Source organism: Parabacteroides chinchillae, assembly GCF_900108035.1.
Taxonomy (GTDB): Bacteria; Bacteroidota; Bacteroidia; order Bacteroidales; family Tannerellaceae; genus Parabacteroides; species Parabacteroides chinchillae.
The window spans coordinates 102,211-116,303 of the sequence record NZ_FNVS01000014.1; the positions used below are offsets into that span (position 1 = coordinate 102,211).

At 39.1% G+C, this 14,093-nt stretch carries 16 protein-coding genes; 6 read left to right on the plus strand and 10 right to left on the minus strand.

The annotated features are described in order from the left end of the window. Positions 1–1,848, minus strand: coding sequence for an ABC transporter ATP-binding protein (locus tag C4S38_RS11895; RefSeq protein ID WP_099463610.1), 1,848 nt, complete (start codon positions 1,846–1,848; stop codon positions 1–3). A gap of 140 nt (positions 1,849–1,988) precedes the next feature. On the opposite strand from C4S38_RS11895, the gene C4S38_RS11900 reads away from it, so the two are divergent. The 4 genes from C4S38_RS11900 to C4S38_RS11915 are packed head-to-tail and all read left to right on the plus strand — an operon-like array spanning position 1,989 to position 6,170. Next, a complete protein-coding gene (locus C4S38_RS11900; RefSeq protein ID WP_160034724.1) occupies positions 1,989–2,447 on the plus strand; it encodes a radical SAM-associated putative lipoprotein in 459 nt (152 codons plus the stop codon). A gap of 21 nt (positions 2,448–2,468) precedes the next feature. Further along, complete coding sequence (locus tag C4S38_RS11905) at positions 2,469–3,302, plus strand: radical SAM-associated putative lipoprotein (protein WP_103983888.1); 834 nt, start codon at positions 2,469–2,471, stop codon at positions 3,300–3,302. Between the two features lie 7 nt (positions 3,303–3,309). After that, a complete protein-coding gene (locus tag C4S38_RS11910; protein ID WP_103983889.1) occupies positions 3,310–4,380 on the plus strand; it encodes a TIGR04133 family radical SAM/SPASM protein in 1,071 nt (356 codons plus the stop codon). Positions 4,381–4,397: 17 nt separating this feature from the next. Further along, entirely contained in the window at positions 4,398–6,170 is a 1,773-nt protein-coding gene (locus tag C4S38_RS11915; RefSeq protein ID WP_103983890.1) for a DUF4091 domain-containing protein, read from the plus strand. Between the two features lie 60 nt (positions 6,171–6,230). Here C4S38_RS11915 and C4S38_RS11920 read toward each other — a convergent pair whose 3' ends face one another. Next, the gene (locus C4S38_RS11920; protein ID WP_103983891.1) at positions 6,231–6,488 is read right to left on the minus strand and encodes a hypothetical protein; all 258 of its coding nucleotides are present in this window, start codon (positions 6,486–6,488) and stop codon (positions 6,231–6,233) included. 146 nt (positions 6,489–6,634) lie between these two features. Between C4S38_RS11920 and C4S38_RS11925 the strand changes: the two genes are divergently transcribed. Together C4S38_RS11925 and C4S38_RS11930 are read left to right on the plus strand one after the other, a co-directional pair. Continuing rightward, entirely contained in the window at positions 6,635–6,832 is a 198-nt protein-coding gene (locus tag C4S38_RS11925; protein ID WP_103983892.1) for a hypothetical protein, read from the plus strand. After that, positions 6,801–7,376: a GNAT family N-acetyltransferase gene (locus C4S38_RS11930; RefSeq protein ID WP_103983893.1), complete on the plus strand. Its 576-nt coding sequence runs from the start codon at positions 6,801–6,803 to the stop codon at positions 7,374–7,376. Before C4S38_RS11925 ends, C4S38_RS11930 begins: the two co-directional genes overlap by 32 nt. Positions 7,377–7,861: 485 nt before the next feature. On the opposite strand, the gene C4S38_RS11935 is transcribed toward C4S38_RS11930, so the two are convergent. The 8 genes from C4S38_RS11935 to C4S38_RS11965 form a co-directional block, all read right to left on the minus strand. After that, a complete protein-coding gene (locus C4S38_RS11935; RefSeq protein ID WP_103983894.1) occupies positions 7,862–8,221 on the minus strand; it encodes a hypothetical protein in 360 nt (119 codons plus the stop codon). 18 nt (positions 8,222–8,239) lie between these two features. Continuing rightward, positions 8,240–8,518: a hypothetical protein gene (locus C4S38_RS15740; protein WP_146059481.1), complete on the minus strand. Its 279-nt coding sequence runs from the start codon at positions 8,516–8,518 to the stop codon at positions 8,240–8,242. A gap of 44 nt (positions 8,519–8,562) precedes the next feature. Beyond that, complete coding sequence (gene der / locus C4S38_RS11940) at positions 8,563–9,876, minus strand: ribosome biogenesis GTPase Der (RefSeq protein WP_103983895.1); 1,314 nt, start codon at positions 9,874–9,876, stop codon at positions 8,563–8,565. Positions 9,877–9,889: 13 nt separating this feature from the next. Beyond that, on the minus strand, positions 9,890–10,780 hold the full coding sequence (gene era / locus C4S38_RS11945; RefSeq protein WP_103983896.1) for a GTPase Era: 891 nt from the start codon (positions 10,778–10,780) through the stop codon (positions 9,890–9,892). Next, positions 10,764–11,768: a beta-ketoacyl-ACP synthase III gene (locus tag C4S38_RS11950; protein ID WP_099463618.1), complete on the minus strand. Its 1,005-nt coding sequence runs from the start codon at positions 11,766–11,768 to the stop codon at positions 10,764–10,766. Before C4S38_RS11950 ends, era begins: the two co-directional genes overlap by 17 nt. Positions 11,769–11,882: 114 nt before the next feature. Further along, positions 11,883–12,068: a 50S ribosomal protein L32 gene (gene rpmF / locus C4S38_RS11955; protein ID WP_099463619.1), complete on the minus strand. Its 186-nt coding sequence runs from the start codon at positions 12,066–12,068 to the stop codon at positions 11,883–11,885. Positions 12,069–12,080: 12 nt separating this feature from the next. Next, on the minus strand, positions 12,081–12,671 hold the full coding sequence (locus tag C4S38_RS11960; protein ID WP_103983897.1) for a YceD family protein: 591 nt from the start codon (positions 12,669–12,671) through the stop codon (positions 12,081–12,083). An 88-nt stretch (positions 12,672–12,759) separates the two neighbouring features. After that, positions 12,760–13,917: a sensor histidine kinase gene (locus C4S38_RS11965; protein WP_103983898.1), complete on the minus strand. Its 1,158-nt coding sequence runs from the start codon at positions 13,915–13,917 to the stop codon at positions 12,760–12,762. Between the last annotated feature and the right edge of the window lie 176 nt (positions 13,918–14,093).

Sequence of the window (14,093 nt, forward strand, 5' to 3'; positions counted from 1 at the left end):
TTAGAAGCTTTGCATATCACACAGGCGCTTATAATAACCATCCAGTTCCAAAAGTTCTTCGTGTCGTCCACGTTCCACAATCTGTCCTTCATGCATCACACAAATTTCGTCTGCATTGCGTATTGTCGAGAGACGGTGGGCTATGACAATAGTAGTACGGTTTTTCATCAGTTTTTCCAAAGCATCCTGCACCAGACGTTCAGATTCAGTGTCTAAAGCTGAAGTAGCTTCATCCAGGATCAATATAGAAGGATTTTTCAATATGGCACGGGCAATACTGATACGCTGACGCTGGCCTCCCGACAATTTGCCTCCCCGGTCACCAATATTCGTATCATATCCATTCTCGCTTGCCATAATGAAATCGTGTGCATTGGCAATTCTGGCAGCCTCTTCCACCTGTGCCAGAGTGGCATTGGCAACACCAAAAGCAATATTATTGAAGAAAGTATCATTAAAAAGAATAGCTTCTTGATTTACATTTCCCATCAAAGCTCTCAAATCATATAATGTGGCTTCACGTATATCGACACCGTCAATCTCAATACCTCCTTTGTTTACATCATAAAAGCGAGGCAACAGATCTACCAATGTGCTTTTACCCGAACCGGACTGCCCAACTAAGGCAACCGTCTTTCCTTTCGCTATTGTCAGATCAATGCCTTTTAGTACCCATTCATTCTGGTATTTGAACCAAACATCATTATAAGAAATACGCTCATTCAGTTTTATAGGTTTCGGATTTTCAGGATCATGGATATCTGTCTCAGCTTTGAGGATCTTATCCACGCGTTCCATAGAGGCCAATCCTTTTTGTATAGAATAAACAGATTTGCTCAAATCCTTGGCTGGGTTTATAATACTGTAAAATATAACCAGATAATAAATAAAGGTAGGCGCATCTATCGGACTATTGGCACTCAATATCAATGTACCTCCATACCATAAAACAATAGCAATTGTTACAGTACCCAAAAACTCACTCATCGGATGTGCCATTTGCTGGCGACGATATATTTTATTGGTAGTACGGCGAAAGATATCATTGCTTTTCTCGAAACGTTCCTGAATTTTCTTTTCAGCATTAAAAGCCTTTATGATACGAAGTCCGCTCAATGTTTCCTCTATCTGGCTCATCAAAAATCCCCATTGCTGTTGGCCTTCCAACGACTTCCGTTTCAGCTTTTTACCTACCAGCCCCATCACATAGCCGGCTAACGGAAGCAATATCAGTACAAATAAAGTAAGCTGCCAGCTAATCATAACCATACCGACAAGGTATATCAGAATCAGGATCGGATTCTTAAACAACATATCAAGCGAACTCATTATAGAGGCCTCTATCTCGTTTACATCACCTGACACACGGGAGATAATATCCCCCTTGCGTTCTTCCGAAAAGAAACCTAAAGGCAATTGGGTAATTTTCCGGTTTATCTGGTTACGTATATCACGAACTACCCCCGTACGAATGGGAATCATGGTATAGAACGCCAGACACATTGTTGCCACTTTGAAGAAAGTCATCAAAATTAGAAAAAGCCCGAGGATAACCAACGCAAATGACCCTCCATGCACTTCTATAATATCAGAAACAAACCAAAAGAAATTATTCTTCAATATTTCCGGCATTGCTTTCCACGATTCCAGAGACGCTGGATTAAATGTCCATTCCATGTATGCATAGGTATCTTTGTTGATCTTAAAAAGAATCTGCAAGATCGGAATAATCAGAGCAAAAGAAAACAAATTCAAAATAGCAGATAAGAAGTTGAACAGGATATTCATTACCATAAACTTCTTGTAAGGAGGCACAAAACGCCTTAATACGCGCAGAAAATCTCTCATAAAATTTAAACTGGATAATTGAGGGCGCAAGTTACGTATTTTAAGGGATAAAAATATCAGAAAAAAAGAAGATTTGTATGCAGTATTTAATCTACATTTGTATTTATCATTATATACTAATTATAATGAAAGGAGAAATCATGAAAAATTTCCAACACACATGGCTGATAAAAATCGGTAATTTGCTAGCTTTGTTGTTAACATTAATGGGAATTAACTCTTGTAACAACAACGTAGTAGAATATGGAGCACCCTATGCTCACTTCCAAATAAAAGGAAAAGTCATGGACAGTAATAGTAAACCGGTATCAGGAATAAGAGTCGATTGCACAATCAACTATCCCTACGGAGAAGGAAGTTACACTGATACATTAGCCACAGAATTAACTAACGAATCGGGAAAATTTGACACAAATTTCAGTTATGAATCCATCTCCGGCCTTACTGTAATTGCTACCGATACAGATGGCATAAACAATGGTTCTTTTGAGAAAGATTCCGTAGATATGAAAATAACAAATGATGACTACAAAGGCAGTAAGGGCTGGTTTGAAGGCACTGTTACAAAAGACATCACGATTACAATGAAAGAGAAATAGACATCTTAAAAACACAACAACATGAAAAATCTATCCTATATCATATTAAAGACGTTCAATAGCATATTAATCGGACTCCTTACCATACTCGGATTCTCTTGCTCTAATGAGGATGATCAGAATATTATAATTTGCGAATACGGAAGCCCTTATGCTCATTTCTACATCAAAGGAAAAGTAACAGATGAACAAAATAATCCTGTATCTAACGCCCAGATTTTGGTAAAATCTCCTGATACAAACCATGAATGGCTACAGTGTGATACTCTTTATACAAACCAACAAGGTGCGTTTGAACTGAAAAAAAGTGATTTTCCGGTCAGCAAATACCGTTTTATCACTTCTGCTGAAGAAGGCAAAGAACGCCTTCTTGCTAATGATACAACACTGGTATCATTCAGCCGCGAAGATTTCAAAGACGGAGAACGCTGGTTTGAAGGGAATGTCGAGAAAGATATAAAAATAACACTGAAAAAATATGTTGACACACATACTTCACCGTATACTTTATATACAGTTTATGGCAGAGTAACAGACAAGAACGGATACCCATTAGCAGGTATATTGATTACAAGCTTGCCGTCATACACATTCAATAATCCGGATGATCCGTATTCATACCCTGCCATAACCGACTACAACGGTAATTATAGTCTCACATACGACAAAGCAACTGCTACAGAACATACGATCTATGCATCTTTATATATGGGTTGGTGGAATAGGGAAGCCCATTACGGCGATTCGGTTACCATCAATTTTGCAGATATTCCATTATCGGGAGGCAAAGATTTACTGATAGGGAAAGGAAAAAAAGAACTTAATTTTGTACTTAGAGACAAAGCTTATAAATAATAATAAAATGGATAAACGTCCCGGATTTCGAAAACGTATAGCACTGGAATTATTCAGAAGTTTAAAGCGGAACCGAGCAAAACTACACGAATTGCGTACACTTTTTTGGGAGTGTACGCTTCGTTGTAATGTAGCTTGCCGGCACTGCGGAAGTGATTGCCATGTATCAGCAAAACAAGCAGATATGCCGGTAAAAGATTTTTTAAAAGTAATAGACGACATCACCCCTTATGTAGAACCAAACAAAGTACTGGTTATCTTTACCGGAGGAGAAGCACTCGTTCGCAAAGATATAGAAGAATGCGGACTGGAACTATACCGGCGTGGATACCCCTGGGGAATTGTTTCCAACGGACTGCTACTTACCCGTAAACGGTTGGATTCGTTACTGGCTTCCGGCCTCCACTCTATTACAATCAGCCTGGACGGTTTTGAGGAAGCTCACAATTGGCTGCGCCAACATCCGAAAAGTTTTGAAAACGCGCTGAATGCCATATGTATGTTAGCCGAAGAAAAAGATATTGTCTGGGACGTAGTGACCTGCGTGAACCAGCACAATTTTAAAGACCTGAAATTATTTAAAGACTTCTTAGTTGAAATCGGTGTGAAAAATTGGCGTATATTTACAGTCTTTCCTGTAGGAAGAGCAGCCAACATACCGGAATTGCAGTTAAGCAACGAACAATTTTCATGGGTACTTAACTTTATCCGCTACTGTCGCCAGGAAGGAAAGATACATACAAGCTACGGATGCGAAGGTTTCTTAGGAAACTATGAAGCCGAAGTACGGGATCATTTATTCCAATGTTCGGCAGGTATCAACACCGCATCTGTATTAGCCGACGGTTCCATATCAGGATGTCCGAGTATAAGAGCCAATTATCACCAGGGCAATATCTACAAAGATAAATTTATAGATGTATGGAATAACAAGTTCAAGCCTTACAGAGACCGTAAATGGGCAAAGCAAGGCGAATGCGCAGACTGCAATATGTTTCGTTATTGCGAAGGAAACGGAATGCATCTGCATGATGACGACGGAAAGCTATTAGTTTGTCACTATAAAAGAATAATATAAATTTAAACATTCCGCACATGAAAAACTTAATGATCCTTTGTGCCATGCTGACGCTCAGCAGTTCCATAGCGGCGCAAAACAACCAGTTTCCTACTACTACCGATTTCACGGAGTTAACTGACACAAAGCCTCATGACAACGAAGCTGTTTGGAATAAACTACCGGCTACTCTCCAATTTAGCTGGGGGAATACAAACGTTCGTTATCCCAAATTAAGCATCCCTGATGTAACAAAAAGCATCCGTTGGCAAACAGATGCATGGAAAGGTGAAAGAATAAATGCGCAAGCTGTTCTGTGGACAAAAACAAACATTGAAGACGTAACAGTAAACGTCAGCGATCTGAAAAACGGTTCAACTGTAATTCCTTCATCAGCCATCACTACAAATTTTGTACGTTATGTAATGACTGATGAATTGAATAAAGACCGTAAAGGAGCTTGCGGCGGACGTGCTAACAAAGCAGAATGGGACTCGTCCATTGTTGCGGATATGTTGGACATAATAAAAGTACGTGATATAAAAGCCCGCACTACACAGCCTGTCTGGGTCAATATCTGGGTGCCTCAGGATGCAAAAGCAGGCAAATACAAAGGAACCCTTACTGTTTCCGGAAAAGATATTGCTCCCGTAAATCTGCAGATTGAAGTTAACGTATTAAACCGCACTCTGCCTGCCCCTAAAGACTGGGCCTTTCATCTCGACCTGTGGCAAAACCCTTATGCGGTAGCCCGTTTCTATAATGTACCGTTGTGGAGCAAAGAGCATTTCGATGCTATGCGTCCGGTAATGAAGATGCTGGCTGATGCAGGACAAAAAATCATCACCACCTCTATCATGCACAAGCCATGGGCAGGACAAACCGAAGACCATTTTGACAGCATGGTTTTCCGTATGAAAAACCTGGACGGCAGCTGGACATTCGATTATACAATATTCGACAAATGGGTGGAATATATGATGAACGAAATCGGTATCGACCAGCAGATCAACTGCTATACAATGATCCCGTGGGCACTTAAATTCGACTATTTCGATCAGGCAACCAACCGTATTCAATTTGTAGAGGCCAAACCTGGCGAGGCCGATTATGAAGATTACTGGGGCAGTTTCCTGAAAGACTTCTCACGCCACCTACGCCAGAAAGGCTGGTTTGATAAAACAACTATCGCTATGGACGAACGTGGGCTGGAAGCTATGCAGGAAGCTATCAAAGTTATTCGTAACGCAGACCCCGAATTCAAAATATCTTTAGCCGGCAACTATCATAAAGAAATAGAACCGGAACTGTATGATTACTGCCTCGGTTATGGAAACAATTTCCCCGCCGATATAAAAGCAACCCGCGAAAAAGCAGGAAAAATCAGTACAGTTTATACCTGTTGTGCCGAACCGTTCCCTAACACCTTTACGTTTTCGGCACCAGCCGAAGCAACCTGGATTGGCTGGCACGCTATGGCAGGCAATTATGACGGTTACCTTCGCTGGGCTTATAACAGCTGGACAGCCGATCCGTTACGCGATTCACGCTTCCGTACTTGGGCTGCCGGAGATTGCTACATTGTTTATCCCGAACGTAGCAGCATTCGTATGGAACATCTTATCGAAGGCATTCAGGATTACGAAAAGATCCGTATTTTACGCGAAGAGCTAGCCACTAAAAATAATAAAAGCAAACTGGACAAACTCAACAAACTGGTTTCACAGTTTACTCCGGAAGGTCTTGCCGAAACACAGAAAGACCCCACAGCAATGGTTGAAGAAGCCCGAAAGGTTCTGAATTCATTCTGATAAAAAACGAACAGAGACAGAAAAACGCAGATAATTTATCTACAGCAAAGACTGTTTAAATTATCTGCGTTTTTTGTGCCTGTCAATCTGCATCAGGCAATGAGTATCGTTCATAAAGCAGATATTCCACGTATTTTTCGTCTTGTTACGAATCGTTTTCGTTTCCATCAGCGAATGGATCGCTCTGTACTGCCCTGAATGGAGTTTCAAATTATGTGCAAACTGTTCGAGCGCAATCCCGACTTTCATTTTTATCTCCTGAAAGTCCTTATAGGCGGCAGCCCACAGTTCTTCGTCGGTCATGTATGGGGTGATCATGGTGTATTAGTTTAATATTAACAGGATAAATGTACGAATATAAATTAGAACAACTTACTTCCAGAATATTTTAAAGTAAAATCCGGGAAAGTTATTATGAATTGCCTATCTTTGTGACAAATTCATTCATTATTTAATAATAAAAGATGATACGAACCATTCCAAATCCAGAAACTAGCCGCGAAGATGTCATCCGTTTTCGTGAAATGATGCGTAAATGCGTCAAAGGAGAATTTACGGCCGCCGAAAAAACCCAAATCCAAAATCGTAAACAAGAAATGAAACGTGTTGAAAAAATTATACGACGTAATAATGGCGGAAAGAACCCAATTCTCGGATATTGATTTTACCATAAGCTTATTAACTGACTACGACGATTTATCCTCGTTTTCCTGTGGTTGCGAAGAACTCGACTTATTCTTTCATAAAGAAGTAAATTTATGTGTTAAATATAAATATGTTTCCACTTACTCTGTAAAAAATAAGAAAAATGATATACTGGCTTTATTCACATTGGCGCATGATTCGGTCGTTTTTCAATCCTCAGAAGATAAAGATGATTTCATTGAAGAATCGTGTGGCTTAATCAATAAAGAATATATTGAAACATTTGTAGGACAGTCTGCTTTTCCGGCAATCAATATCGGACATCTGACAGTAAGAAGCGATATACAGGGGAAAGGGATCGGAACTTTTGTCCTTAATTTCGTGATCGGCACGTTTATTGAATACAAAATGTCAGGCTGCCAATTTATTACTGTCGATTCGCTGAATAATCCGGCTACCAACAAGTTTTACTGCAAAAATGGATTTATGAATCAGACAAATAACGACTACTTTCATTCAACAAGAAGAATGTATTTACCTTTGAGGATTTATCAGGAATAGTTTTAGCCATTCTTGATAAATCATTGGAGTTATATTTATGCAGAGCATTTGATGATCCCTCTTTTAGCTTCAAAAGATTTCAAAAGTCTATACAAAAATATCTCGTATTCATATTTCATTTGTCACCTCCTTCAAAATAGACCAATTACAATAGACCATATTAACTCCATAAAAAGACTTATTATTAAAATCAAATTCTACTTGATCCAATCGTATAGTATTTATATTATCATCATATAAAGTCATTTTAGCTCCATCATGATAAGTATTTTTACATATCCATAATCAAATGATATTCCTCCCCAAATAGGGGACTTTAACTCTATTTTAGTCCCATATCAATATATTCAAATCCTTGTTTATTAATTGCGGAAATAACATCTTCTCTACTCGATCCATACTTGCATCCCCAAATTGTATTCTGAAGTTGTTAAGAATATGCAGAACAAGTAAACAACAATAAGAATAATAAGAAATATATTTTTTTATAAACATTTACTTTTTTCTTTTAGGGACATAAACTTTTTACTGTTTGTATAATATTGCCCACCTTTAGGGCCCGTATGTATCGTCTTCCCTTGACCATAGTTATATGCATCCTTTGAATAATCTTTAGCTCTTTCCCCATATTTCTTTGTGTAAGGGTTTACATTGGATTGAGTAGAATAATTATCATAGTTTGTCTTATTCGAGCGCATTTTATAATGCCCTTGAACATAAGTTCCATCTTTCTTCACATATCCTCTTTGATATCGAACAGAAGAATTTACAGATTGAGCATTAATATTCAAACATAACCCAATAGACATAATTAAAACGATAGTAAATTCACGTATATATTTCATATTCAATATGTAATACCTTTAAATGTTGGATTTTCTTCCAATCTTTGGATATTTTGTGCACAAATACTTGTCGTGCACAGAAAAAGCAGGAATAAAGTAGTTTTCATATCGTAAAAAATCTTTACCTCCCTGTCCCCGCCGTTCGGCGTTAACAAATGAAGAAGCGTGGGAGCCATCGTCTATTACCGCTTTGAGGCTCTCGACTGCCCACTCTTCAATAATAGAACAATGATCCCACGCTTTATGGATATATACAGTCCGCCTATCACTAGACTGATTATATAAAAAAAGGCTCATTCTCCTATGACAGATAAATGAGCCTTCCGTATTATATTATTTTGCTATTTTTCCCTAATAAATATATTGATCGGCGTACCGGTAAAGTCCCAGTTTTCACGTATCTTATTTTCCAGAAAACGTTTATACGGTTCTTTAATCCATTGCGGCAAATTACAGAAGAATACAAACGATGGTATACTTCCTGCAGGCAACTGGGTAATATATTTAATTTTGATGTACTTTCCTTTCCATGCCGGAGGCGGGTAATTCTCGATGATAGGCAACATAACTTCATTCAACTTGGCTGTCGAAATACGTTTCTTACGATTATTATATACCTCTTTGGCTGTTTCCAGTACCTTTAAAATACGTTGCTTGGTAAGAGCTGAAATAAACAAAATAGGAAAGTCGGTAAACGGCGCCAGACGTTCACGGATTGCATTGGTATATGAGGTAATTACCTTCTGGCTCTTATCTTCCACCAAATCCCACTTATTTACACAGACAACCAAACCTTTCTTATTTTTCTGTACCAAAGAAAAGATATTCATATCCTGGCTTTCGATACCACGGGTTGCATCCAGCATCAAAATACATACATCCGAATTTTCAATAGCACGGATAGAACGGATCACAGAATAATATTCCAGATCTTCGTTTACTTTCCCTTTTTTACGGATTCCGGCCGTATCGACCAGATAAAAGTTCAAACCGAATTTATTATACTTGGTATAAATAGAATCCCTGGTTGTTCCGGCTATATCAGTCACGATATGGCGATCTTCTCCGATAAAAGCATTTATAAGTGACGATTTTCCGGCATTCGGGCGTCCTATTACAGCAAGACGGGGTAAATCTTCTTCTAAAACATCAGGGGTATCCTGAGGCAAAGAAGCAATAATCTTGTCTAGTAAATCTCCGGTACCGGATCCGTTGATAGCAGAAATACAGTAAGGGTCACCTAATCCGAAAGAATAAAATTCGGCCGCCGCCGCATGCATTTCAAAGTTATCAGCCTTGTTTGATACAACAATAACAGGCTTTTTACAACGACGAAGTATTTCTGCAACTTCCACATCCAAGTCTGTGATACCATTTAATACATCTACCACAAACAAGATAAGGTCTGCTTCTTCAATTGCAATGCCTACCTGTTTATTTATTTCTTCTTCAAAAACATCTTCCGAATTAACTACCCATCCGCCCGTGTCAACAAGCGAAAACTCTCTACCTCCCCACTCCACTTTACCGTATTGACGGTCGCGGGTTGTACCTGCTTCCTCGTTTACAATGGCTTGTCGTGTGCCTATTAAACGATTAAACAGAGTGGATTTTCCTACGTTGGGCCTACCAACTATTGCTACTATATTTCCCATAATCAAAATTTTCCTAGTCTAACTGATAACCAAAATTCTTCAGTATGTTATCACGGTTACGCCAGTCTTTCTCTACCTTAACAAACATTTCCAGGAAAACTTTCTTCCCGAAGAAGCGTTCGATATCCTTCCGGGCCATAGCTCCTACTTTTTTCAATGCTTGTCCTTTATGCCCTATGATAATTCCCTTCTGGGAATCACGCTCCACAATGATAAGAGCTTTGATATGGATCATTTCATCATCTTCTTTAAACAGCTCCACTACGGCTTCCACCGAATAAGGAATCTCTTTCTGATAGTAAAGAAGTATCTTCTCACGAATAATCTCCGTTACAAAGAAACGGGCAGGCTTATCGGTCAGCGCGTCTTTTTCGAAATAAGGGGGAGAGTCGGGCATCAAATCCTCCACCCGTTGTTTCACGTAATCTATATTAAATTTCGAAAGCGCAGATATAGGTATAATCTCGGCTTTCGGAAGCAATTCCTTCCACTGGGCAACCAGTTTTTCCAGGTCTGCCTGATTTGTCTGGTCTATCTTATTTATCAATAAAAGAACAGGACAATCCACTTTCTGAACCTTCAGAAGGAATTCTTCATTCTTATCTACTGTTTCAATAACGTCTGTCACATACAACAGAACATCGGCATCTCCCAACGCCGATTCGGAAAAATTAAGCATAGACTCCTGCAACTTATAATTCGGATGCAGAACTCCCGGGGTGTCTGAATAGACTATTTGCATATCCTCGGTATTCACAATTCCCATGATACGGTGGCGCGTAGTCTGCGCTTTCGACGTAATAATAGAAATACGTTCGCCCACAAGCCGGTTCATTAAAGTTGACTTACCGACATTCGGGTTACCGACAATATTCACAAATCCGGATTTATGCTTTCTTTCCATCATATCCCCATTTTAAATAAATAGCTCCCCAGGTAAAACCGGCTCCAAAAGCCGCAAGAATAAGGTTATCGCCTTTCTTTAACTGATCTTCCCATTCCCATAAACAAATAGGGATTGTTCCGGCACTGGTATTACCATATTTCTGGATATTGATCATTACTTTGTCCATATCCACGCCCAAACGTTTTGCCGTAGCATCAATGATACGCAAATTAGCCTGATGGGGTACAATCCAAGAAATATCGTCATGTGTCAGATGATTGCGTTCTGCTATCTCTGCTGCAACATCAGCCATATATGATACGGCATACTTAAATACAACCTTGCCATCCTGATAAACAAAATGCTCCCGGTTATCCACCGTCTCATGGGAAGGAGGATAAGCCGAACCACCCGATTTCATAATCAGATGAGGATATCCAACTCCGTCTGTACGAAGAATCGTATCCATCACCCCTATTTCTTCGGTTGTAGGTTCCAGTAAAACAGCACCACATGCATCTCCAAACAGAGGGCAAGTAGTACGGTCCTGATAATTGGTTATTGACGTCATTTTATCTCCGGCAATTACAATCACTTTCGAATAACGTCCTGAACGTATATAATTAGCTCCTGTTTCAAGAGCATATAAAAATCCGGCACAAGCTCCTTGCAAATCAAATGTCATAGCATTCTTACAACCTGTATGGTAAGCTATAATAGAAGAAGTTGTAGGGAAATGATGATCCGGCGTAGTAGTAGCCGTTAAAATCACTTCGATTTCTTCCGGGTTTACATTTGTTTTTTCAAGCAATTGCTTCACAGCACCTATCCCCATATAAGAAGTACCTACCCCTTCTCCTTTTAATATGCGACGCTCTTTAATACCGACACGCGTCATTATCCATTCGTCATTTGTATCAACCATTCTGGAAATATCCTCATTTGTCAATACATCTTCCGGAACGAATCCTCCAACACCTGTTATTACTGCATTCATATTATCCATTATTTTCAAGCATAAAACAAAGACAACACGTCTTCTGATTAAAAAAAAGCCCTAAAAATACTTTTAGGGCTATTTCTTTAGTTTATCAAAAACCGCTCAAGTCCCGACAAACGTTTAAACGGCAGCTTCTTTTTCGATAGCTAACTTACCTCTGTAATAGCCGCATTCGCCGCATACAGTATGATAAAGATGCCATGCGCCGCAGTTTGGGCAAATAGCCATTGTTGGGGTTACAGCCTTGTCGTGAGTTCTTCTCTTGGCTGTTCTTGTCTTACCTTGTCTTCTTTTAGGATGTGCCATGTTTTTATTTATTTAATTGTTATCATTTTCGATTAAGCCTTTCAGAGCATCCCAGCGAGGATCGGAAGTGTCAACATTAACTTCATCTTCCATAGTGATGTCTTCATCACCAACTTCCTCTTCAAACTCTTCTTCCGAGTCATCCGCACTTCTGGCGGTATGTTTCTTTAATTTCGATGACATGGCTTTATTACATTTACCCGGAGCATGTACATGCTTCATAGGAATTGCTAAAGCAATAAACTCATATAGAAACCAAGCTAAATTAATAGCTCCTTCTTCCTCCGGTATCACTACCACTTCATCACTTTCTTCGGCATATTCTTTGCCAAATTTCACAACCAGACGATTGTGGGTATCAATAGGCAATTCCATATCATCCAGACAACGATCACACGGAACCATAACTACCCCTTCCATCTGGAAATTCATTTCAAACATCACAGAAGACCTCTTCACTGTCAGATGAACCTTTACTTTGCCCTTCTGAACCTGATCCCCATCAATGTCCACAAAAAACTTATTCTCCAACAAGTACTCAAATTCATGTACTCCCGGAGTGAGATTCTTCAAATCTACATTATATAAATTAAACTTTCCCAAAGCCTTTTAGTGTAAAAACCTTGCAAAGGTACGAAAAAACAAAATACAAATGCAACACCTTTGTAGTTATTTTTTATAATAAGCAAAATTAGCCTTTGTATTTTCTAAGTTCTATACGAAAAGTCGTACCTTTTCCCAGCTCCGAATTTTTCACAAATATCTTTCCGCCATGATATGATTCAATTATACGTTTTACCAGGGAAAGACCTAATCCCCACCCCCGCTTCTTAGTTGTATAGCCTGGATTAAATACGGTCTTGAATTTAGACTTGGGTATACCTTTTCCCGTATCCGTCACATCTATCCGTACCACCTTGTCTTTTTCTTCTACCTGAAAAGAAATCTCGCCCTGTCCTTCCATTGCATCCACGGCATTCTTGGTCAGATTTTCTATTACCCAGGCAAAAAGTGAGTCACTCATCAGTACCAAAACCGGAGTATCTAAAAGATATGTATGTATCTTTACCTTGGAAGAAATACGCGTACCCATATAGCTCAAAGCAGAACGGATCGAATTATTTATATCTACAGGTACAGGATCAGGGTTAGAACCTATTTTAGAAAAACGCTCCGCTATTGTCTCCAGACGTTTTACATCTTTCTCCATTTCACTTAATAAAGAGGGATCGATATCTTTTGTCCGGAGATACTCAACCCATGCGATTAAAGATGATATAGGGGTTCCTAACTGATGTGCAGTTTCTTTAGAGAGCCCCACCCATACTTTATTCTGTTCAGCCCGCTTTGTACTTGCCAAGGCAAGAAAAGCAATCAAAATAAAAACAAAAACAACTGTAAGCTGCGCATAGGGATAAATAAGCAAACGTTTCAATATAATAGAATCATCATAATATAAATACTGGTATGTTCCATCTTCCAAGTCTATAGGGATAGGTTGATTCTTTCCTTTCAGTTCGTGAAGTTTGTTTTTTAAAAAAGTGTCAACATCTTTCTCTGGCAGATCAATATTTTTATTAGCAATAACACTATCCTTTTCGTTACATAAAAGAACCGGTATAGACGTATTACCTTGAATAATCCGCAATATCAGCTTCATATTCAAACTGGGATTCTCACTTGTCACGACACGGGTAGCCTCCGCCCATACTTCTATATTTTGACGTTCTTCCTGTGCCAGATTTTTAATCAACATATCCGACACAACAACAGAAGCTATAGCAATCAGGATAGCAGCAAAAATAAAAACGAATTTAAGCCGTTGACGAGAATCATAGATACTGCTCATAACACATTCTTTTTCGAAATATACTGAACTATTAAAACGGCAAAATAACAAGAATATTATAACATTGGGCTTTCTCCAATAAAAAAAGGAGTCCACTCAGATGAATGGACTCCTTCTCTTCTTTAAAACGGCGGCTACCTACTCTTCCACTGTTACGCAGTACCATCGGCGCGACG